The 21,145-nt window shown below is 71.8% G+C and carries 18 protein-coding genes, 1 tRNA gene and 1 pseudogene; 10 read left to right on the top strand and 10 right to left on the bottom strand.

Going from position 1 to position 21,145, the window contains the following annotated elements; all coding sequences use genetic code 11:
- Positions 1 to 71: 71 nt before the first annotated feature.
- Both ACFV6X_RS08890 and phoU read right to left on the bottom strand, forming a co-directional pair.
- Positions 72 to 239, bottom strand: a complete 168-nt coding sequence (locus ACFV6X_RS08890; RefSeq protein WP_385379708.1) for a hypothetical protein — start codon at positions 237 to 239, stop codon at positions 72 to 74.
- A gap of 132 nt (positions 240 to 371) precedes the next feature.
- Complete coding sequence (gene phoU / locus ACFV6X_RS08885; protein WP_385379706.1) at positions 372 to 1,055, bottom strand: phosphate signaling complex protein PhoU; 684 nt, start codon at positions 1,053 to 1,055, stop codon at positions 372 to 374.
- Positions 1,056 to 1,358: 303 nt separating this feature from the next.
- Here phoU and ACFV6X_RS08880 point away from each other — a divergent pair, with 303 nt between their 5' ends.
- Positions 1,359 to 2,624: a sensor histidine kinase gene (locus ACFV6X_RS08880; protein ID WP_385379703.1), complete on the top strand. Its 1,266-nt coding sequence runs from the start codon at positions 1,359 to 1,361 to the stop codon at positions 2,622 to 2,624.
- Complete coding sequence (locus tag ACFV6X_RS08875; RefSeq protein ID WP_362754850.1) at positions 2,621 to 3,301, top strand: response regulator transcription factor; 681 nt, start codon at positions 2,621 to 2,623, stop codon at positions 3,299 to 3,301. The genes ACFV6X_RS08880 and ACFV6X_RS08875 overlap by 4 nt, the downstream gene beginning before the upstream one ends.
- Before the next feature lie 114 nt (positions 3,302 to 3,415).
- On the opposite strand, the gene ACFV6X_RS08870 is transcribed toward ACFV6X_RS08875, so the two are convergent.
- Positions 3,416 to 4,144 (bottom strand): DUF461 domain-containing protein, encoded by a 729-nt coding sequence (locus ACFV6X_RS08870; protein ID WP_385379700.1) that lies wholly within the window; start codon positions 4,142 to 4,144, stop codon positions 3,416 to 3,418.
- Positions 4,145 to 4,727: 583 nt separating this feature from the next.
- Here ACFV6X_RS08870 and ACFV6X_RS08865 point away from each other — a divergent pair.
- The 6 genes from ACFV6X_RS08865 to ACFV6X_RS08840 all read left to right on the top strand — a co-directional run bounded on the left by ACFV6X_RS08865 (position 4,728) and on the right by ACFV6X_RS08840 (position 11,127).
- Positions 4,728 to 5,210, top strand: coding sequence for a CarD family transcriptional regulator (locus ACFV6X_RS08865; protein WP_003953493.1), 483 nt, complete (start codon positions 4,728 to 4,730; stop codon positions 5,208 to 5,210).
- A gap of 324 nt (positions 5,211 to 5,534) precedes the next feature.
- Positions 5,535 to 6,287, top strand: a complete 753-nt coding sequence (gene ispD, locus ACFV6X_RS08860) for a 2-C-methyl-D-erythritol 4-phosphate cytidylyltransferase (protein ID WP_385379698.1) — start codon at positions 5,535 to 5,537, stop codon at positions 6,285 to 6,287.
- Positions 6,277 to 6,768, top strand: coding sequence for a 2-C-methyl-D-erythritol 2,4-cyclodiphosphate synthase (gene ispF / locus ACFV6X_RS08855; RefSeq protein WP_385379695.1), 492 nt, complete (start codon positions 6,277 to 6,279; stop codon positions 6,766 to 6,768). Before ispD ends, ispF begins: the two co-directional genes overlap by 11 nt.
- A gap of 86 nt (positions 6,769 to 6,854) precedes the next feature.
- Positions 6,855 to 8,255: a cysteine--tRNA ligase gene (gene cysS / locus ACFV6X_RS08850; protein WP_385379693.1), complete on the top strand. Its 1,401-nt coding sequence runs from the start codon at positions 6,855 to 6,857 to the stop codon at positions 8,253 to 8,255.
- Between the two features lie 93 nt (positions 8,256 to 8,348).
- Positions 8,349 to 9,290, top strand: a complete 942-nt coding sequence (rlmB, locus tag ACFV6X_RS08845) for a 23S rRNA (guanosine(2251)-2'-O)-methyltransferase RlmB (protein WP_385379691.1) — start codon at positions 8,349 to 8,351, stop codon at positions 9,288 to 9,290.
- A 118-nt stretch (positions 9,291 to 9,408) separates the two neighbouring features.
- The gene (locus tag ACFV6X_RS08840) at positions 9,409 to 11,127 is read left to right on the top strand and encodes a DoxX family protein (protein WP_385379688.1); all 1,719 of its coding nucleotides are present in this window, start codon (positions 9,409 to 9,411) and stop codon (positions 11,125 to 11,127) included.
- A gap of 139 nt (positions 11,128 to 11,266) precedes the next feature.
- Here ACFV6X_RS08840 and ACFV6X_RS08835 read toward each other — a convergent pair whose 3' ends face one another.
- The 3 genes from ACFV6X_RS08835 to ACFV6X_RS08825 all read right to left on the bottom strand — a co-directional run bounded on the left by ACFV6X_RS08835 (position 11,267) and on the right by ACFV6X_RS08825 (position 14,255).
- Positions 11,267 to 11,998, bottom strand: a complete 732-nt coding sequence (locus ACFV6X_RS08835; RefSeq protein WP_385379685.1) for an NDP-sugar synthase — start codon at positions 11,996 to 11,998, stop codon at positions 11,267 to 11,269.
- Positions 11,999 to 12,455: 457 nt separating this feature from the next.
- Positions 12,456 to 12,911, bottom strand: a complete 456-nt coding sequence (locus ACFV6X_RS08830) for a hypothetical protein (RefSeq protein ID WP_385379682.1) — start codon at positions 12,909 to 12,911, stop codon at positions 12,456 to 12,458.
- 255 nt (positions 12,912 to 13,166) lie between these two features.
- Positions 13,167 to 14,255, bottom strand: a complete 1,089-nt coding sequence (locus tag ACFV6X_RS08825) for an ABC transporter ATP-binding protein (protein WP_385379679.1) — start codon at positions 14,253 to 14,255, stop codon at positions 13,167 to 13,169.
- Positions 14,256 to 14,471: 216 nt separating this feature from the next.
- Between ACFV6X_RS08825 and ACFV6X_RS08820 the strand changes: the two genes are divergently transcribed.
- Positions 14,472 to 14,545, top strand: a tRNA-Thr gene (locus ACFV6X_RS08820).
- 90 nt (positions 14,546 to 14,635) lie between these two features.
- Here the strand turns inward: ACFV6X_RS08820 and ACFV6X_RS08815 are convergent.
- Positions 14,636 to 16,040, bottom strand: a pseudogene (locus ACFV6X_RS08815) (NAD(P)/FAD-dependent oxidoreductase).
- A 116-nt stretch (positions 16,041 to 16,156) separates the two neighbouring features.
- Between ACFV6X_RS08815 and ACFV6X_RS08810 the strand changes: the two are divergent.
- The gene (locus tag ACFV6X_RS08810) at positions 16,157 to 17,083 is read left to right on the top strand and encodes an aminoglycoside phosphotransferase family protein (protein WP_385379677.1); all 927 of its coding nucleotides are present in this window, start codon (positions 16,157 to 16,159) and stop codon (positions 17,081 to 17,083) included.
- A gap of 157 nt (positions 17,084 to 17,240) precedes the next feature.
- On the opposite strand, the gene ACFV6X_RS08805 is transcribed toward ACFV6X_RS08810, so the two are convergent.
- The 3 genes from ACFV6X_RS08805 to ACFV6X_RS08795 all read right to left on the bottom strand — a co-directional run bounded on the left by ACFV6X_RS08805 (position 17,241) and on the right by ACFV6X_RS08795 (position 21,028).
- A complete protein-coding gene (locus ACFV6X_RS08805) occupies positions 17,241 to 18,743 on the bottom strand; it encodes an MFS transporter (RefSeq protein ID WP_385379674.1) in 1,503 nt (500 codons plus the stop codon).
- A 98-nt stretch (positions 18,744 to 18,841) separates the two neighbouring features.
- Positions 18,842 to 19,810 (bottom strand): zinc-binding dehydrogenase, encoded by a 969-nt coding sequence (locus ACFV6X_RS08800; protein ID WP_385379671.1) that lies wholly within the window; start codon positions 19,808 to 19,810, stop codon positions 18,842 to 18,844.
- 48 nt (positions 19,811 to 19,858) lie between these two features.
- The gene (locus ACFV6X_RS08795; protein WP_385379668.1) at positions 19,859 to 21,028 is read right to left on the bottom strand and encodes an FAD-dependent oxidoreductase; all 1,170 of its coding nucleotides are present in this window, start codon (positions 21,026 to 21,028) and stop codon (positions 19,859 to 19,861) included.
- Positions 21,029 to 21,145: the final 117 nt, after the last annotated feature.

The raw sequence follows: 21,145 nt of genomic DNA, 5'->3' as shown, positions 1-21,145 counted from the left end.
TCGCCCACGCGAAGGGCCCCCGGCACTCTCGCCGGGGGCCCTTCACCGTCGTAAGAACTCCAAGTACGACTTCAGCCGCACTGGCAAGGATTGCCCTGCTGGCAACCGCACGTGCACCCCGAGCCGCAGCCGCACGCGCCGATCAGGGTCAGGCTCCTGATGTCGACGGGCTGCTCGGTGGGGCGTTCCTGCGTGGGGTCGGGCGTGGTCGTACGGGGCGTGCTGGGGGATTCAGCCATGGGTCCCTCCTCAAGGCACTGTGCCTGTGCTCATTCCATGCCCGCTTCTCCGGGCGCATCAACGGCGCACGGAGGCGGAAACGCGCCCCTGACGAACCTCGGAAGCCCCTTTCAGGCTCCTCCGCCCCGCCTTCAGGCCCCCTCCACCCCCGGCACGACGTCCGCCTGGAGCTCGTCCGCGTGCTCGCCCGTCACCAGGAACACCACACGCTTGGCCACCGCCACCGCGTGGTCCGCGAACCGCTCGTAGTAGCGGCCGAGCAGCGTCACGTCGACCGCCGTCTCGATGCCGTGCTTCCAGCGGTCGTCCATCAGGTGCTGGAAGAGCGTGCGGTGCAGCTGGTCCATCTCGTCGTCGTCCTGCTCCAGTTGCATCGCCAGGTCGATGTCCTTGGTGATGATGACCTCGGCCGTCTTCGCCATCAGGCGCTGCGCGAGCTGGCCCATCTCCAGGAGAGTCGCGTGCAGGTCCTGCGGGACCGCGCGCTCGGGGAAGCGCAGCCGGGCGAGCTTGGCGACGTGCTGGGCGAGGTCGCCGGAGCGCTCCAGGTCCGCGCTCATCCGCAGCGAGGTGACCACTATCCGCAGGTCCGTCGCCACCGGCTGCTGGCGGGCCAGCAGGGCTATCGCCCGGGCCTCAAGGTCGTGCTGCAGGTCGTCGACCTTCTTGTCACCCTCGATAACACTTTCGGCCAGCTTCAGGTCGGCGTCGAGCATGGCCGTCGTGGCGCGTCCGATCGCCGACCCGACCAGCCGGGCCATCTCGACCAGGCCGTCGCCGATCGAGTCAAGTTCCTCGTGGTACGCGTCCCGCATCAGGTTTCCCTCTCGTGCGATGTCCTGGGGGATTCATGGGGGCCTGCCGAAGTGCCGGTCGTACCGGAACTCCGTTCGAAGTGCCGGGCAGGCCGATACCCCGTCCGAAGTGCCGGTTGCGCCGGGACCCCGTCGTGAATCGGTGGTGCGAACCCCACGCTCCCACGTTCCGTTCCCTACGCGTCCGTTTCGGCCACCCCAAATGAATCAACACTGGCTCCAAGGTGAACTCTGGGCGACGAGTGTTCGAGGTCCCACTCGGACGGCTGTGGGTAAGGGGTAGCGCATGCCTAACCTGGGTGCATGGACGTGAACGCGGCGGTCGCCGCAGCGGCAGCGATCGCCGGTGTGCTCACCGGTGTCATCGCCATGCTGGCGTTCCGCTGGAGCGAACGCGACCTGAAACGCCCCACCCGAACCTCCCTGCACACCGATCCCGTGCTGCCACCCGGTGTGGACACGGTGCTGTCCGTGCTGCGCTCCTCGGCCGTCGTCCTCGACGAGGCCGACGCGGTGGTCAAGGCCAGCTCCGCCGCCTACGCCCTCGGGCTGGTGCGTGGCGGCAAGCTCGCGGTCGACCCCATGCTCCAGATGGCCCGCGACACCCGGCGCGACGGAGAGATACGCCAGGTCGAGCTGGACCTGCCCCGGCGGGGCTCCGGCCGCGGCGAGGCGCTCGCCGTCTCCGCCCGGGTCGCCCCCCTCGGTTCCCGGCTGGTGCTGCTGCTGGTCGAGGACCTCACCGAGGCCCGCAGGATAGAGGCGGTGCGGCGCGACTTCGTCGCGAATGTCAGCCACGAGCTCAAGACCCCCGTCGGCGCGCTCTCCCTCCTCTCCGAGGCCGTCATGGACGCCTCGGACGACCCGGAGGCGGTGGAGCGCTTCGCGGGCCGGATGCAGATCGAGGCGACCCGGCTGACCAACCTGGTCCAGGAGCTCATCGACCTCTCCCGGGTCCAGAACGACGACCCGCTGGAGGACGCCGAGCCGGTCCGGGTGGACGAACTGGTCGCCGAGGCCATCGACCGGTGCCGGCACCAGGCGGGCACCAAGCAGATCACCATGGCCGCCGGCGGCACCGCCGACCTGCACGTCTGGGGCAACCGCAGCCAGCTGGCCGCGGCTCTCGGCAACCTGGTGGAGAACGCCGTCAACTACTCCCCCGCCCGCACCCGCGTCGGCATCGCCGCCCGCCGGGTCAGCGGCTCCGGCGGGGACACCATCGAGGTCGCCGTGACCGATCAGGGCATCGGCATCTCCGACAAGGACAAGGAGCGCGTCTTCGAGCGCTTCTACCGCGTCGACCCCGCCCGCTCCCGTGCCACCGGCGGCACGGGGCTCGGGCTCGCCATCGTCAAGCACGTGGCCGCCTCGCACGGCGGGGAGGTCACGGTGTGGAGCTCCGAGGGACAGGGCTCCACCTTTACGCTGCGGCTGCCGGAGGCGGGTCTGGCCCGCGACCGGGCGCACCAGCACCCCGCCCTCGACGACGAGGCCGGGCAGTCCGCCGATCCGTCCCCCGCAAGACCACCGTACGAACCGCTTCCCGCCCCGGAGGTCCTTCCGTGACCCGTGTGCTCGTCGTCGAGGACGAGGAGTCCTTCTCCGACGCCCTGTCGTACATGCTCCGCAAGGAGGGCTTCGAGGTCGCGGTCGCGACCACGGGGCCCGACGGACTCGACGAGTTCGAGCGCAACGGCGCCGACCTCGTCCTCCTCGACCTGATGCTGCCCGGCCTGCCGGGCACCGAGGTCTGCCGCCAGCTGCGCGGCCGTTCCAATGTCCCGGTCATCATGGTGACCGCCAAGGACAGCGAGATCGACAAGGTTGTCGGGCTGGAAATAGGAGCCGACGACTACGTCACCAAGCCGTTCTCCTCGCGCGAGCTGGTCGCCCGTATCCGGGCCGTCCTGCGCCGCCGCGGGGAGCCGGAGGAGGTGGCCCCGGCGGCCCTCGAGGCCGGTCCCGTCCGTATGGACGTCGACCGCCACGTCGTCACGGTCGCCGGCTCCAAGGTCGACCTGCCGCTGAAGGAGTTCGACCTCCTGGAGATGCTGCTGCGCAACGCGGGCCGTGTGCTGACCCGTATGCAGCTCATCGACCGCGTCTGGGGTGCCGACTACGTCGGTGACACCAAGACCCTCGACGTCCACGTCAAGCGCCTGCGCGCCAAGATCGAGCCGGACCCGGGCGCGCCGCGCTACCTGGTCACGGTCCGCGGTCTCGGCTACAAGTTCGAGCCGTAAACCGATCACGCACCGGCACTGAAGGGCGGGACCTCCTCGTGAGGTCCCGCCCTTCCGCGTACGAGCTCGGTGTGTACGACCACCGGGTACGGCGCCCGGTGGCGGTCACGAGCCTCAGTGACCGGCGGTGTCGCCCTCGGCGGACCCGGACGCCGAACCGGACGCCGCGTCGGTCGGGGTATCGGCGGCGTCGGACGCCGAGCCCTCCGGAGCGCCTGTCGCGCCCTCGTCCCCGGCCTCCCCGGCCTCATCGGTCTCTCCGGCCTCGGCACCCTCGGCACCCTCGGCGGCCTCACCGGTCGCCGAAGGGGACGGCGACGCGCCGGCCGCCGGGGAGCCGCTCGGGCCCCAGGAGGCGTAGAAGCCCTCAGCCGGGACGATGAACGCCTGCAGGCTCACGTCCCCGGTCTCGCTGAAGGCGAAGGTGACCTTGTGGGCGTCACCGTCGGTGAGGGACTCGGCGTTCTGCAGGACCGCCGAGGCGTTCCCCTTGCCGCCGATGACGACGGAGCCGCCCGCCGGGATGCTCAGCGCGCCCTTGCCCGACGCGGGGGAGAGAGTGACCTGCTGGGCGCCGTCGAGGGTGATGGACTCCAGCGTCTGGGCACGGTCGCTGGAGTTGAAGACGGTGGCGGAGACGACGGCGGGGCCGGTGGCCTCCCGGTCGGCCTGGGTGATCACCAGCGCGTTCTGGATCTTGATGTCGCCGACGCTGGTGGCCGCGTTGTCCGGCACGATCTGCAGGGTCTGCGAGTTGTTGCCGGCGCCGCAGGCGGCGAGCGAGGCGATCGAGAATGCGATGGCGGAAGCGGCGAGGGCGCCGCGTCGAAGGCTGCTGCTCACGGCGGCGGCAACTCCTTGAACGCAGGGGCGGCTTTCCTGGTAAAGCCGCCCTCAGTGGCTGTCAGCGGCCTTAGATTACCGAGCCGTTCCCCGCCGCCCGCACCCGACCCTCCCCCGCGACGGCCCGGCTTCCCTCAGCAGGGGTACGGAGAGCCTCCCTGTTCGGGCGCGTCCCGCGCTCGTACGGCATTCACATAAGCCTTCGCGAAATTTACGTGAAGGAATGCGCGGCCGACCTGGAAATTGATCACCGGAGAGTCGCTCCGGGAGTGTCGTGATCAATTCCGGAAACGTCTCGTACCGGCCGACGCGCGCCGAACGGAGTAGCGGAAGTCGAGCGTCTGGAACCGGACATATGGGGACTTTCGGCCGCCTGGTGGGGGCGTTGGGCGGACGTGACGTGCGCGTTTCAGTCGGGTCGGAGAGCGGCTCCGACCTGCGGATACCTTGTTCCGACGGTTGGTCGAAGCACGTTCCTGTTGCTGTTGTCAAGCCCCGAGATATGCCCTGACCTGCGAAAACGCCATTCAGAAGCCGCCGTTTCCGTGTTACTCTGGATAGCCACGGAAGGGGTACCTGTCACATGACGTTCAAGGTTGGCGACACCGTGGTCTATCCCCATCACGGGGCCGCGCTGATCGAGGCCATCGAAACTCGCCAGATCAAAGGCGTGGACAAGACCTACTTGGTGCTGAAGGTCGCCCAGGGTGACCTGACGGTACGTGTGCCAGCGGACAATGCGGAGTTCGTCGGCGTGCGTGATGTGGTCGGTCAGGACGGGCTGGACCGGGTCTTCGAGGTGCTGCGTGCGCCGTACGCCGAGGAGCCCACGAACTGGTCGCGTCGTTACAAGGCAAACCTGGAGAAGCTCGCCTCCGGCGATGTCATCAAGGTCGCGGAAGTCGTGCGTGACCTGTGGCGTCGTGAGCGCGAGCGCGGACTCTCCGCCGGTGAGAAGCGCATGCTCGCCAAGGCTCGCCAGATTCTGGTGAGCGAGCTCGCTCTCGCGGAGAACACGAACGAGGACAAGGCCGAGGCTCTGCTCGACGAGGTGCTCGCCTCCTGACGCGAGGCAGGCCGCCCCGCTCAGCACATCGAAATGCCGCGGTGCCCGATGCGACAATCCAGTCGCCGGGCGCTGCGGCATGTTCGTACCCGACCACATGGTCGTATGTCAGCCATCCGCGCGTCCCACCCGCCGGGTGGCTTCCGTACGCCCCGTACGTCCGCCCTGCGCCGAGGAAACTCCCCCCGGTACTGTGCGTGCCGTGCCCGGGCGGCCGGCTCGACCAGGGTCACGGAAGGGTCCGGTCAGAGCGGTACGCGCCCGCACTCTTGCACGCTGAGGCCATACCCACGTAGGCCGAGCACACAAACCTGACAGGAAACGATGTCTGACGTTTCGCGCCCTTCGCCCGCAGGAGTCCGTACCGCTGCGGTCATCCCGGCCGCCGGCCGGGGTGTACGCCTCGGCCCGGGCGCCCCCAAGGCGCTCCGCGCGCTGAACGGCACGCCGATGCTGATCCACGCCGTACGCGCGTTGGCCGCGTCCCGTGCCGTCTCCCTCGTGGTCGTCGTCGCCCCGCCCGACGGGGCCGCCGACGTCAAGTCCCTGCTCGACGCCCACGCGCTGCCCGAGCGCACCGACTTCCTGGTCGTCCCCGGGGGCGCGTCGCGGCAGGAGTCGGTCAAACTCGGCCTCGACGCGCTGCCGCCCGGCTACGACATCGTGCTGGTGCACGACGCCGCCCGCCCGCTCGTCCCGGTCGACACCGTCGACGCGGTGATCGAGGCGGTCCGCGACGGCGCGCACGCCGTGGTGCCGGCGCTGCCGCTGGCGGACACCGTCAAGGAGGTCGAGCCCGCGCGGACGCCGGGCGAGCCGGAGCCCGTGCTCGCCACGCCGGAGCGGGCGCGGCTGCGCGCCGTGCAGACGCCGCAGGGCTTCGACCGCGAGACGCTGCTGCGGGCGCACGAGACCGTCACCGACAACGTCACCGACGACGCGAGCATGGTCGAACAGCTCGGCGAGCGTGTCGTCGTCGTGCCCGGGCACGAGGAGGCCTTCAAGGTCACCCGGCCGCTGGACATGGTGCTCGCCGAGGCGGTCCTCGCCCGCAGGAGGCTGAACGATGGCTTCTGAGGCACCCCTTCCGCAGGTCGGCATCGGCACCGACATCCACGCCTTCGAGGAGGGCCGCGAGCTGTGGTGCGCCGGCCTGAAGTGGGAGGGCGAGGGGCCGGGCCTGGCCGGGCACTCGGACGCGGACGTCGTGGCGCACGCCGCGTGCAACGCGCTGTTCTCCGCCGCCGGCCTCGGTGACCTGGGACAGCACTTCGGCACCGGGCGCCCGGAGTGGTCCGGCGCGTCCGGCGTGGCGCTGCTGACCGAGGCCGCCCGGATCGTGCGTGGGGCGGGCTTCCGGATCGGCAACGTGGCGGTGCAGGTCGTCGGGGACCGTCCGAAGGTCGGCAAGCGCCGCGACGAGGCACAGAAGGTCCTGTCCGAGGCGGCCGGGGCCCCGGTCTCCGTCTCCGGCGCCACCACGGACGGGCTCGGCTTCCCGGGTCGCGGCGAAGGCCTGATGGCGGTGGCCACGGCGCTGGTGGTGCGCACCGGCTGACGGCTCCTCGCGGGGCACGTCACGAAGAGGCACACCTTGTCCACAAGGGGCGCGAGGCATTGCCCGCGGCCCACTACCCTGGAGTGGTGACCATTCGCCTGTACGACACCAGCGCCCGGCAGATCCGTGACTTCTCCCCGCTCACGCCGGGTTGTGTCTCGATCTACCTGTGTGGTGCCACCGTGCAGGCGGCCCCGCACATCGGGCACATCCGCTCCGGCCTCAACTTCGACATCCTGCGCCGCTGGTTCGACTACCGCGGCTACGAGGTGACGTTCGTCCGGAACGTCACCGACATCGACGACAAGATCATCGGCAAGGCGGAGGAGCAGAACCGCCCCTGGTGGTCCATCGGCTACGAGAACGAGCGCGCGTTCAACGACGGTTACCGCGCGCTCGGCTGCCTGCCGCCCACGTACGAGCCGCGTGCCACCGGTCACATCACCGAGATGGTCGAGATGATGCGCGGGCTCATGGAGCGCGGGCACGCCTACGAGGCCGACGGCAGCGTCTACTTCGACGTGCGGTCCTGGCCGTCGTACCTGGAGCTGTCCCGGCAGGATCTGGACGAGATGCGCCAGCCCCCCGAGGACGGCATCTCCGGCAAGCGCGACCCGCGCGACTTCGCCATGTGGAAGGCCACCAAGCCGGGCGAGCCCGACTGGGAGACCCCGTGGGGCCGTGGGCGTCCCGGCTGGCACCTGGAGTGCTCGGCCATGGCGCACAAGTACCTGGGCAGCGCCTTCGACATCCACGGCGGCGGCCTGGACCTGATCTTCCCGCACCACGAGAACGAGATCGCCCAGGCAAAGGCCTTCGGTGACGACTTCGCCCAGTACTGGCTGCACAACGCCTGGGTCACCATGAGCGGCGAGAAGATGTCCAAGTCGCTGGGCAACTCGGTGCTGGTGTCCGAGATGGTCAAGCAGTGGCGGCCGATCGTGCTGCGCTACTACCTCGGCACGCCGCACTACCGCTCGACCATCGAGTACAGCGTGGAGGCCCTGCGCGAGGCCGAGTCCGCGTTCGCGCGGATCGAGGGGTTCGTGCAGCGCGTGGTGGAGCTGGCCGGCGGTCCGGTCGAGCCCGCCACCGAGGTGCCGCCCGCCTTCGCCGAGGCGATGGACGACGACCTGGGAGTGCCGCAGGCCCTCGCGGTCGTGCACAACACGGTCCGGCAGGGCAACAGCGCCCTGGCCGCCGACGACAAGGAGAGCGCGGTCGCCCGCCTCGCCGAGGTCCGCGCCATGCTCGGCGTCCTCGGCCTGGACCCGCTGGACGCGCACTGGGCGGGCGAGGGCGACCGCAGCGAGGACCTGCACGGCGTGGTCGACAGCCTCGTACGCCTGGTCCTTGACCAGCGTGAGGCGGCCCGTGCCCGTAAGGACTGGGGCACCGCGGACGCCATCCGCGACCAGCTGGGGCAGTCCGGGCTGGTCATCGAGGACAGCCCGCAGGGGCCACGCTGGAGCCTCGGCCCGCGCTGAGCGGCAGCTGAGGCGACAGCACAACGGTGTCCCGTCCGCGAATCCGGGCGGCACACTTCATAGACGTACTTACTCACCACAGACAGGTAGATCATGGCCGCGAACAACCGCCGCATGTCCGGCAAGAAGGGCGCGCAGGTCGGCAGCGGCGGCAAGCGGCGCCGGTCCCTCGAGGGCAAGGGGCCGACGCCCCCCGCCGAGATGCGCAAGGGCCACGCCAAGCAGCGTGCCGCCGCCGCGAAGACGCGGCGCGCACAGGGGCGTCCGCAGCAGCGGCGTGCCGGGGGCAAGGGGACGTCCGAGCTGGTCGTCGGGCGCAACCCGGTCTTCGAGGCGCTCCGCGAGGGTGTGCCCGCCAGCACGCTGTACGTCCAGCAGTTCATCGACAGCGACGAGCGGGTGCGCGAGGCGCTCCAGCTCGCGGCCGAGCGTGGCGGCATCAACCTCATGGAGGCGCCGCGCCCCGAACTCGACCGGATGACGAACGGGCTCAACCACCAGGGCCTCGTCCTCCAGGTGCCGCCGTACGAGTACGCGCACCCCGAGGACCTCGCCGACGCCGCCGCCGACGAGGGCGAGGACCCGCTGATCGTCGCCCTGGACGGGGTGACCGACCCGCGCAACCTCGGTGCGGTCGTGCGGTCCGTCTCCGCGTTCGGCGGCCACGGTGTCGTCGTACCCGAGCGGCGCGCGGCCGGCATGACGGCCGGTGCCTGGAAGTCGTCCGCCGGTACGGCCGCCCGTACGCCGGTCGCGCGCGCCACCAACCTCACGCGCGCGCTGGAGGCGTACAAGAAGGCCGGGATCGTCGTGGTCGGCCTCGCCGCCGACGGCGAGGCCGAACTCGGGGAGCTGGAAGCCCTGGGCGGGCCGGTCGTCATCGTGGTCGGCAGCGAGGGCAAGGGCCTCTCGCGGCTGGTCGGCGAGACGTGCGACCACCGGGTGCGCATTCCGATGCCGGGCGGCGCGGAGTCGCTCAACGCCGGTGTGGCGGCGGGGATCGTGCTGTACGAGGCGGCGCGCCGGCGCGCCTGAACACTCGTTCGGCATCGTCACCCGCCGGGGGTATTCCGGGCGGTCCGGGCAAGCTTGACGCTGTCCGGACAGATCCGGCGGGTCAAAGCAGTGTCCTAAACACGCGTCACTCGGTTAGATGAGTGTGGACACCAGAACACCCCGCACACCCACGGGGGACCGCTCGTCGGGATTCGACGACGCTCCCGCGCTGAGCATGGTGAAGGTGCCGAGCGACCCGGCGCAGATCATCGTCAATCACGCCAGCTTCCGCGTGCAGTTGGGCGCCTCCTCGCGCCGCGCCCAGTCGCCGCGGGTCGCACGGCACTCGAGCGCCACCGAGGACACCGCCCGCATGCCGGTCGTCGGTACGACGGGCAGAGCCATGCAGGCCGGCGAGGCCCGCCGCCGCCCGGTCGTGTGGAGCGGCCGGTCCGCTCCCGACGACACCGGCGCCCACCGCCTGCTCCAGGCCGTGCGCGGTGCGGGCGTCCGTCATCCGGAGGAAGCCGCCGCCGACACCGGAGCCACCCAGGTCATCCCGCGCGTCGACACCGACCCCGGTTACGGCCGCTACGACGGCTACGACGGCTACGACGGCGGTTACGACGACTTCGACCAGACCGTCGAGACCCCCGTCGTCGGCGCCCAGCGCACCCACGACGGCGCCGGTACCCGACTGCTGCCGTCCATGCGGACCGTCGAGGGCGCGTACGACCAACCGGCCTACGCCGCGGAGCGCTTCGACGACGGCTACGCCGACGACGTGGAGAGCGACGAGCCGGACGACGAGGGCACCGAGACGCGCTCCCGGCGGCACGCCGACGATCCCGCGCGGCACGCCTACTACCCCGGCCGCCGGATGAACCTCGGCGTCGTCCTGCTCCCGCTGCGCATCTTCCTCGGCGCCATCTCCATCTACGCCGGCATGGGCAAGCTCTGCGACCCCGTCTACTTCGACGGCGGCGACCGCGGCTCCATGGTCAAGTGGCTCAACGCCCTGCACCCCTGGGAAGTCGCCGAGCCGCTACGCCAGTTCGCGCTCCAGCACCCCGTCGGCGCCGGACTCGTGATCGCCTTCGCACAGGTCATCGTGGGCGTGCTCACGGTCCTCGGCTGCTGGCAGCGGGTCGCCGCGGTGGGCGGCGCGCTGCTCTCCGCCGCGCTGCTCGTCACCGTCAGCTGGAAGAGCGTCCCCGCCTACGACGCCCCCGACATCATCTACCTGGCCGCCTGGTCGCCGCTGATCATCGCCGGGGCGCCCGTCTACTCCATCGACGGGCGGCTGGCCGGGCTGGCCTGGCGCCGACTCGGCCCCCGCTCCGACATCTGGGAGCTGCGGCGCTTCGTGCTGCGCCGGGGCGCCCTCGTCACCGCGATCGTCACCGGGCTCACGCTGCTGGTCGGCTCGCTGCTCGGCGGCGCGGTGCGGGACTCCGACCGCGTGGTCGTCCCGGGCCCCGGCGAGGCGCCGCGCAACGAACTGCCCGGCTCGCCGCTGCCGTCCACGCCCGGCGAGCGCCGGGAGAGCACCACGCCGTCGGCCTCGGCCGACTCACCGACGCAGGGCGCGACCTCGGCCGCGCCCACCGCGGGCGCCGCGACCACACCGGGCGCCACCCGCGACACCGGCACGGTGACCGGCGGCTCGCCGAGCCAGACGCAGGGGACGGCGGGGCAGGCGCCACCGCAGCAGTCGGCCCCGGTGGAAGAGGCTCCGAGCACCAGCGCCGGTCCCACGTCCGGGGGCGGCGGCACCGGGTCGACGGGCGGTTCGGGATCCACGGGCGGTACGGGGTCCGGGGACGGCGAGTCGACGTCCGGGCAGCCGGGGCTGGTCGGGGGGCTGTTGGGCTAGGCGCTCCACCCCTTGGCTCCTGGGCCGATCCCTTCGGTACGACGACGGGGTCCCGCGCGTGTGAGGCGCGGGACCCCGTCGTCGTACCGGCGCATCGGTGTACCGGCTCACTGGAGGCGGGCGTTCGGCGGCCCCCCTCTCAACGGCCCAGCGCGGCCAGTTCCTTCGCGGCCTCCGTGAGGTCCTTCGCGGTGTCGATGGCGCGCCAGTACGAGCCCTGGGGGAGCGGGAAGCCGGCCAGACGGTGCTCGCGGGCCAGGTGGGGGAACGTGGTGCGCTCGTGGTCGCCGCGCTCCGGGAGCAGCCCGGCGAACTCCGGCGAGAAGACGTAGACGCCCGCGTTGACCTCGTACGTCGTCGGCGGGGCCTCGATGAAGTCCGTGATGTGGCCGAAGCCGTCCGTCTGCACCGCGCCCCAGGGGATGCGGGGGCGGGCCAGGGCGAGGGTCGCTATGGCGTCGCGCTCGGTGTGGAAGTCCGCCATGTCGCGCAGCGAGAAGCGGGTCCAGATGTCGCCGTTGGTGGCGTACCAGGCGCGATCGGGGTGGGGGAGGTGCGAGGCGGCGTACTTGAGGCCGCCGCCCCGGCCGAGGGGTTCCGTCTCGACGACGGTGGTGACGCGGACCGGTAGGTCGGCGGAGTCCAGCCATTCCTGCAGCACCTCGGCGAGGTGGCCGCAGCTGACCACGACGTCGGTGACGCCCTCCTCGGCGAGCCAGGTGAGCTGGTGGCCGATGATCGGCGTGCCCGTGCCGGGGATCTCGACCATCGGCTTGGGACGGTCGTCGGTGTAGGGGCGCAACCGGGAGCCCTGGCCTCCGGCCAGGATGACGGCCTGGACGGGACGGGAGGCGGCGTTCGGATCGGTCATGCCCGGCACTGTACGCGGCGCCGGCATCGGTGATCCCGGGGGCCTGGCGGGCGCCCGGTGGGTTGGCTGAGGGGGCCCGTCACGTGGCCTGGCGCGGGTGGTGTGCTGTCCGTCGGGCGGGGGTGGGGCGTGGTGGCTGGTGCCGGGTCGCGCGGGGTGGTGGAGCGTTGTGCCGGGTCGCCCGGGGTCGTGGTTCGGTCTTTGAGGGGCGCGGCGAATCCGGGCGGGTCGAGGCGGCACGTTGTCGGGCTGACGGTGGCTCGTCTGAGGTCGACGGTGATTCGTGCGGGGCGTGCCGGGTCGGCGGTGGGTCGTGCGGGGGTGCCGGGCGGCGGTGGGTCGGGCGGGATGTGACCGGGGGAAGGAGGCTCGTGGTGGGTCGTGCTGGGGAGTGGGAGCCCCGCCTGCGGCCCGTCGGGGCCGGGGCGGGGCTCACGTGTCGTCCGGCGCCAGGGGGTCAGCCGTGGGCCGCCAGGACGCCCGAGGCGAACGAGGTGTCGCAGACGGGGCGGGAGTAGGACTGGGCGCGCGTGGGGCCGTAGATGCGGACCGCGGCGCGCCCCAGGGCACGGGCGATCGTGGTGCAGTGTCGGGCCAGCGAGGGTCGCTCGTCCACCGCCTGCTGGAGGTGGGTGAGGGCGGTGCCCGGGTCGGTCTCCTGGAGCTCGGTGAGGAGCTGGTCGCGCAGCACCTCGTGGGGAGCGCGGGGCGCGGTGCGGGCGTGGGGTCCGGAGGCCGAGACGTCCGCTGCGGTGAGCACCGAGCTCTCGGAGTCTCCCGACCAGTTGACCCGCGTGACCGCGAGAGTCCCGGAGAGCACCAGGACGACGGGCAGAACGAGGGCGAGGGAACGGCCGATCCGGCGGGCGGGGCCCTGGCCGCGTCGCATCTGTGAGGTGGTGGAGTGCTTCACGCGAGTGAGGGTAGCGCCCGGTAATGATTTGGCGACATTTGGTCACCGGTACGGGTGACGAAGTGGCGGCTTCCTCTGGGTGCCGGGTTGACGCACATTGCTCGAAATGGCCCAGTGTGCCGGGGTATTTGTCGACACGGAAAAGGGCCCCGCGGCCAGGCTGCGGGGCCCCATTCGTCAACCTGGGTGAATTACCCGGGTTGGGTGTTTCGTCGGCCGGTCCGGCCGGACCGCCCGGACCGCCCTGCAGGCGGGTCAGTCGGAGAGACGCTCGCCCGTCGAGGTCGAGAAGACGTGGGTCTCGCCGGAGCGCGGCACGACGTGCAGCGTGCTGCCCTTCTCCGGGACGTCACGGCCGTTGACGCGGACCACCAGGTCCTTGGAGTTGTCGCCGAGCTGGGCGGTGCCGTAGACGTACGCGTCGGCGCCGAGCTCCTCGACGACGTTCACGGTGATCGCGAGGCCCTGCTCGGTCTCCGCGCCGGCCACGTCGAAGTGCTCGGGACGGACGCCGACGGTGACCGTCTTGTCGGTGGTGGCGGAGAGCGCGTCCCGGTCGACCGGCACCACGCTCGTGCCGAACTTCACACCGCCGTCGGCGATCGGCACCTCGACGAGGTTCATCGCGGGGGAGCCGATGAAGCCTGCGACGAAGAGGTTCGCCGGGCGGTCGTACATGTTGCGCGGGGAGTCGACTTGCTGGAGCAGACCGTCCTTGAGCACGGCGACCCGGTCGCCCATGGTCATGGCCTCGACCTGGTCGTGGGTGACGTAGACCGTGGTGATGCCGAGGCGGCGCTGCAGCGAGGCGATCTGCGTGCGGGTGGAGACGCGGAGCTTGGCGTCCAGGTTGGACAGCGGCTCGTCCATGAGGAAGACCTGCGGCTCACGGACGATCGCGCGGCCCATGGCGACGCGCTGGCGCTGACCACCGGAGAGGGCCTTGGGCTTGCGGTCCAGGTACTCGGTGAGGTCGAGGATCTTCGCGGCCTCTTCGACCTTCTGCCGGATCTCCGCCTTGTTGACGCCGGCGATCTTGAGCGCGAAGCCCATGTTGTCGGCGACGCTCATGTGCGGGTAGAGCGCGTAGTTCTGGAACACCATGGCGATGTCCCGGTCCTTCGGCGGCAGGTGCGTGACGTCGCGGTCGCCGATGCGGATGACGCCGGAGTTCACGTCCTCCAGACCGGCCAGCATCCGCAGGGAGGTGGACTTGCCGCAGCCGGACGGACCGACCAGGACGAGGAACTCTCCGTCCTCGATCTCGATGTCGAGTGCGTCGACGGCGGGCTTGTCGGAACCCGGGTAGATCCGGGTCGCCTTGTCGAACGAAACGGTGGCCATGGTGAATGGGCCCCCTTCTACCGGCAGGAACGTGCCGGACGATCCGTTGTAGGAAGGTGGTGGTTTAGTCCACGTGAGTGAACTGGGTCAGGACGGTACCCCGCGTTCACGTGTTCTGTCAGTAGTCCAGCCCCTGTGAACTTCGCGGAAATTTTCGACAGGGCAGCGGTGGGAGCTGGGTACACTGCTCGGGCACGCCGTCACGCGCGCGTGCAGGCCTCCTTAGCTCAGCTGGTCAGAGCGCCGCTCTTGTAAAGCGAAGGTCGTCGGTTCGAATCCGACAGGGGGCTCCGCGCTGAACAGCGCAAACGCCCCGGCCGGTGATCGGTCCGGGGCGTTCGGCATCCATGGGTGACGTCGGCGTGGCACGACGGTCCGGTTCAGTCGCGTCCCGCCACCCGGTTCGCCAATCGGGCCAGGCGGGACGACTCGGTGCCGTGTGTGGTGAGTTCGCGGCGGTCGGCGGTGCGGTAGGTGGCGTACAGGCCGTGGACGCCCAGCCAGCGCAGCGGTTCCGGTTCCCACTTGCGGACCACGTGGTCGACCCAGGGCAGGTCCGTCAGGTCGGTGCGGGTGCCCTCGCCGGAGTCGAGCTGGACCAGGTCGCGCAGGGTGCGGGCGGCGAGGTTGGCGGTGGCGACGCCGGAGCCGACGTAGCCGCCCGCCCAGCCGAGGCCCGTGGCGCGGTCCAGGGTGACCGTGGCGCACCAGTCGCGGGGTACGCCGAGGACGCCCGACCAGGCGTGCTCGATGCGGACGCCGGTCAGCGTCGGGAAGAAGCGCTCCAGGATCTCCCGCAGCGCCACGACGGTGGCCTCCTGGGTGCGGCCGTCGTTGTCCGTGCGTGAGCCGAAGCGGTACGGCGCTCCGCGGCCGCCGAGCGCGATCCGGCCGTCGGCGGTGCGCTGGGCGTACATGTAGGCGTGGGCCATGTCGCCGAGCGTCTCGCGGCCCTCCCAGCCGATCGCCTTCCACTGCTCCGCGCCGAGCGGCACGGTCGCGATCATGGAGGAGTTCATGGGCAGCCAGGTGCGCTTCTGGCCCTTCAGGGACGCCGTGAAGCCCTCCGTGCAGCGCAGCACGTAGGGCGCGCGGACCGTGCCGTACGGAGTGACCGCGCGCTTCGGGCGGATCTCCGTGACCGGCGTCGACTCGTGGATGGTCACGCCGAGGGCCTCGACGGCGCGCGCGAGGCCGCTCACGAGCTTCACCGGGTGGATCCGGGCCCCGTGCAGTGTCCAGGAGGAACCGACCGCGCCCGCCACCCTGATCCGCTCGGCGGTCTCGCGGGCGCCGTACAGCTCGCGGTCCTTCTCGCCGTACGCCAGCTCGTGCGCGTGGAAGGCCTTCAGGCGTGCCAGCTGGGCGGGTGTGCGGGCGACTTCGAGGACGCCGCCCTTGTGGACGCCGGCCTCGATGCCCTCCTCACCGGTGGCCCTGATGACCTCGTCGACGGTGTCGTTCATGGCCCGCTGCAGGCGTACGGCGGCCTCGTGGCCGTGCGCGCGCGTACCGGTCGCGGCCCGCGATGCCGTTGTAGAGCCAGCCGCCGTTGCGGCCGGAGGCGCCGTAGCCGCAGAACTTCTGCTCCAGGACGGTGACACGGAGGAAGGGCGCGGCCTTCTTCAGGTAGTACGCCGTCCACAGTCCCGTGTAGCCGCCGCCGACGATCACGACGTCCGCGGAGGCGTCACCGCCAAGGGGCTCTCGAGGCGCGGGGAAGCCTTCCTGGGCGTACCAGAAGGAGACGCCGCCGTTCACGGCGTTGCTTGCCGAGCTGCTCATGGCGGGGACGTTACCCGTGGGTGCGGGGGCTGTCTCCTTCGGATTTCGTCGATTTCGAGGGTGGTCGGCGCTGGAAGCGTGGTGGGTCGGCAACGAGGTGCGCGGTCCGGTGGGAAATGGGGTCGAGGCGGTCCCGGCCCGTCCATAGGGTCTGTTCCGTGATCGATGTTCCCGGGGAACTGGCCGCGTCCCAGGCGATGTACAACGGCGCGGAGGGCAGCGCCTTCATCGCCGCGCTGCCGCGACTGGCGGCCGGGTTCCTGGACCGCTGGGAGCTGCGGATCGACGGGCCGTCGATGTACGGCGTGTCCGCGCTGGTCCTGCCCGTCGTCCGAGCGGACGGCACGCGCGCGGTGCTGAAGTTGCAGCTGCTCGACGAGGAGAGCGCGGGCGAGCCGGTCGCGCTGCGGGTGTGGAACGGCGACGGGGCGGTACGGCTGCTGGACCACGACCCGGCGACCGGCACGATGCTCCTCGAACGCCTCGACCCCGCCCGGATGCTGTCCCACCTGCCCGATGCACGCGAGGCCGTGCTGGTCCTCGCCCGGCTGCTGGCCCATCTGACCTCCGGACCGGCCCCCGAGGGCATGCGCAGGCTCGGCGACGTCGTGCGGGCGATGCTGGAGCGGACGCCGTGGGCGCTGGAACGGGTCCCGGACCCGGAGGCCCGCCGTCTGATCGCCGACTGCGCCGCCGCCGTACGGGAGGTGGCGGACGAGCCGGGGGACCGGCTCCTGCACTGGGACCTGCACTTCGAGAACGTGCTCGCCTGCGACCGCGCCCCCTGGCTCGCCATCGACCCCAAGCCCCTCGCCGGCGACCCCGGCTTCGACCTGCTGCCCGCCATCGACAACCGCTTCGAGGCCGAGGAGGTCCGCTGGCGGTTCGACGCCATGACGGACGTACTCGGCCTGGAGCGCGCGCGTGCCCGCGCCTGGACCCTCGCGCGCGTGCTGCAGAACACCCTGTGGGAGATCAAGGACGGCCGGCCGGTTCAGGCCGAGCAGCTGGAGATCGCGCGGCGGCTGCGGGACAGCGCGTAAGGGGTTGCCGGTCGCGCGCGGGGCCATGAAGGGGCGGGCGGCGGGGACCGAACGGACGGTGTACCGGCTGACCGGACGGTGTACCGGCCGACCGGCGGTGTACCGGCCGACCGGCGGGGTGCCGGCCGCGCCGCGGTCGGGGCGGCCTGAAGCGCCGCTAGCCGGCCGCCTCCGGGACCGGCGCCTTCGTCGGCGCCGCGCGCCTGGGAGGCTTCACCGTGACCATCACGGCCGTGATCGCGCCGGCCAGCAGCATGAGGCCGGAGGCACACCACAGGGCGACCGTGTAGCCGTGGACGACCGCCTCGCGGGTCACCTCCGCGGGCCGGGCGGAGGCGGTGAGGTGGGCGGTGAGGTAGCCGGCGGTGCTGGTGTTGGCGATGGTGTTCAGCAGCGCCGTACCGATCGAACCGCCCACCTGCTGCGAGGTGTTGAGGGTCGCCGAGGTGACGCCCGAGTCCTGCGGGGCCACCCCGGCCGTCACCGTGGCGAACACCGGCATGTACGTCAGCCCCATGCCGAGGCCCACCAGGAGCAGGCCCGGGAGGATCTCGACGACGTACGCCGAGTCCACGGTGAGCCGGGTGAGGAACGCCATGCCGGTCGCGGACAGGACCATGCCCGGGGCCATCAGGGCGCGCGGCTGGACGTACGGGAGCAGACGGCCCGCGATCTGGGTGGAGCCGATGACAGTCGCGGCCGTGAGGGGGACGAAGGCCAGGCCCGCCCGCGCCGGGGAGTAGCCCAGGACGCTCTGCAGGTAGTAGGTCATGAAGAGGAACAGGCCGAACATGCCCATGATGGCCAGCATCATCGTCAGAAAGCAGCCCGCGCGGTTGCGGTCCTTGACGATGTGCAGCGGCAGCAGCGGCATGGGCGCCCTGGCCTGCCACCAGACGAAGGCCACCAGCAGCGCGAGCCCCACCGCGAGCAGGCCGAGGACGAACGGGTCGGCCCAGCCGTGCGACTCGGCCTCGCTGAACCCGTAGACGATCGCGGCCAGACCCGAGCAGCCGAGCAGCACACCGGGGACGTCGAGGCGGGCTCCCGGGCGTCCGGGGCGGTCGCGAAGGACGACGAAGGCGCCGATCAGCGCGAGGATCGCGATGGGGGTGTTGACGAAGAGGCACCAGCGCCAGTTGAGGTACTCGGTGAAGAGCCCGCCGACGATGAAGCCCATGGCGGAGCCGCTGCCGGCCAGGGCGCCGAAGATGCCGAAGGCCTTGCCGCGCTCCTTGGGGTCGGTGAACGTCGTGGCGAGCAGGCTCAGCGCGGACGGTGCCAGCACGGCCGCGAAGGCGCCCTGCAGCGCCCGCGCGCCGAACAGCATCCCCGGGCTGACGGCGGCGCCGCCCAGCGCGGAGGCGGCGGCGAAGCCGACCAGCCCGAAGGCGAAGGTGCGCCTGCGGCCGACGAGGTCGGCGATCCGGCCGCCGAGCAGCAGCAGACCGCCGAAGGCGAGGGTGTACGCGGTGATCACCCATTGGCGGTTGCCGTCGGACATCCCCAGCTCGTCCTGGGCGGACGGCAGCGCGATGTTGACGATCGTCGAGTCGAGGATGACCATCAGCTGGGCGAGGGCGATCACCACCAGCCCCCACCAGCGGTGGGGGTCGGTCTCCGCGGAAGCTGTGGGGTTACTCGTCCGAGGCTCGGTCACGCGGACAGAAGACCATGAATCATGACCTACCGCACCGGATGCCACGCCCCTCCTGGTCAGGTCTTTGCCGTCGGGCCCGTCCGGTGCGGCAGTCGCGGTCAGGGCTCCAGGACCACCTTGCCGGTGGTGCCCCGGTTCTCCAGCGCGTGATGCGCGGCGGCGGCCTCGGCGAGCGGGAAGCGGTGCACGGCCGGTCTCAGCCGGCCCGCGGCGGCCTCGGCGATGGACCGGAGTTCCAGGGTGCGGATCGGGTTCGGGCCGCCCGCCTTCTCCAGCATCGCCGGGCCCAGGACCTGCACGGTCACCCCCTCCACGACCAGTGGTTCGCCGGCGATGCCCTCGGCGGACCAGCCGAAGACCACGTGCCCGCCGCCGGGGGCGAGCAGACCGACGGCCGTACGGGCGATGTCGCCGCCGACACCGTCGTAGACGATCGTGACCTTGCCGTCGTACGCCCTGACCTTCTCCGGCCAGGAGGGGTCCCGGTAGTCGACGGCGAGATCGGCGCCGTTCGCGGCGACCCGCTCCGTCTTCTCGGGGCCGCCGGCCAGGCCGACGACGGTGGCCCCCGCGTTCTTGGCGTACTGCACGAGGAGGGTGCCGAGACCGCCGGCGGCCGCCGGGATCACGACCACGTCGCCCGGGCCCGGTTCGGCGAACTGCACGATGCCCATCGCCGTACGCCCTGCGCCGATCATGGCGACGGCCTCGGCGAAGCCGAGACCCGCCGGGACCTCGTGCAGACGGCCGGCGTCGGTCACGGCGAGTTCGGCGTAGCCGCCGGGGACGAAGCCCAGGTGCGCGACGACACGCTTGCCGAGCCATGCGTCGTCGGTGCCCTCGCCGAGCGACTCGACGACGCCGGCGACCTCGCGTCCCGGGATCGTGGGCAGGGTGGGCGCCGGGCCGGGCCCGGCGTGGCCGGCGCGGATCGCCGCGTCGAGCAGGTGGACGCCGGCGGCTGCGACGGCGATACGGACCTGGTGGGGGGCCGGTACGGGATCGTCGACCTCCTCGGCGGTGAGGTTCGCGGCGGGGCCGAAGGCGTGGAGGCGGATGGCGTGCATGGGGTCCCCCTGGGGCGGGCGGATGGCTGTCTCCGCCACTGTTCAACCTCAAGCATGCTTGAGGTCAAGTGATCGAGGGCCCTGCTGCCCGAGCGCCAGGGACACGGCGGTCAGCGCGCTGTTGAAGGACACCTCCGACAGGACGCCGGGCGCGGCGACTTGGTCGCCCGCCAGGTACACACCGTCGCCCCGGTCCACGGCGGGCCGGTCGCGCCAGGTGGTGCCGGGCAGGTCGACGGCGCCGGTACGGCCGCCTGCGAGCGCCTCGCGCCGCCAGGTGACGCGGTCGCGCCAGCCGTCGTAGGCGAGATCGAGCAACTGCTCGGCGCGGGCGATGCCGTCGGCGCGGGACTCGTGCGGGGCGATCGGGATCTGGCCCTGGACGAGCTGCTCGCCGGCGGGGGCGAGGGTGCGGTCCTGCGCGGTGAAGCGTTCGAGCCAGCCGGTCGCGTCCAGGTCGCTGACGACGAAGGGGTCGCCGCGGCGGGTGCGTACGGCGAGGTCGATGAGGGTGGTACGACCGCTCGGCCACGTCAGCGAGTCGTCGCCGAGGAGGTGGCGGGCGGCGTCGAGGGAGGTGGCGACGATCACCGGTGCGTCGGTGGGGAGGGTGCTGACGCGGGACAGGGTCTCGATGCGCACGCCCAGGTTCCAGGCGCGGGCGGCCATCCGGTCGACGAGGCTCGCCCAGCCGCCGCGCGGATAGTGCGCCTCGGGCGGCAACGCGGTGGAACGGCGCAGCCGTTCGTGCACGAACGCGGCGGACAGGACGCCGGGGTCGTGGTGGAAGAGGGCGACGGCCGCGTAGTGGGCGGCGGCCCGCGCGCCCTCCTCGCCCACCTGCTCTGTGGCCCAGGTCAGGAAGTCGACGTCGACGGGGGCCCGCCGGGCGGGGCGGCGCAGCAGCTTCAGCATGCCGAGGGGCGGGACGCGGCGCAGAACGCCCTTGTGGCGTAGCCGCAGCCGGGTGGCCTCCAGCGGCGGGAGGGGAGCGAGGGGGCCGATCAGGTCGCGCCGCGCGAGCCAGGTCCAGTGCGGGCCGCCCTTGTAGAGGGCGTGCGGACCCTCGTTCGTCCGGTACGGGCCCTGCGCGGTGCGGGCCCGGCCGCCGAGGGTGTGGTGGGCTTCGTGGACGGTGACCTTGGCGCCCGCTTCGGCGGCGGTGATGGCGGCGGTGAGGCCGGCGAAGCCGCCGCCGACGACGGTGAGGTGGGGCATGGGTCGGTCTCCCTTGCTCGGGTTCGCCTTTCTGTTTCCGGGAGTACGACGGGAGGCCGGGCCCCGAATGTGACATCGAGGGCGGGAGCCGGGGCGCTTGTCCTTGAGGTGAGGGCG

Origin of the sequence: Streptomyces sp. NPDC059861, from assembly GCF_042731435.1 — a bacterium.
Classification (GTDB): Bacteria; Actinomycetota; Actinomycetes; order Streptomycetales; family Streptomycetaceae; genus Streptomyces.
The sequence above is the reverse complement of the archived record's forward strand: the minus strand, read 5'-3'. Positions and strand labels throughout refer to the sequence as shown.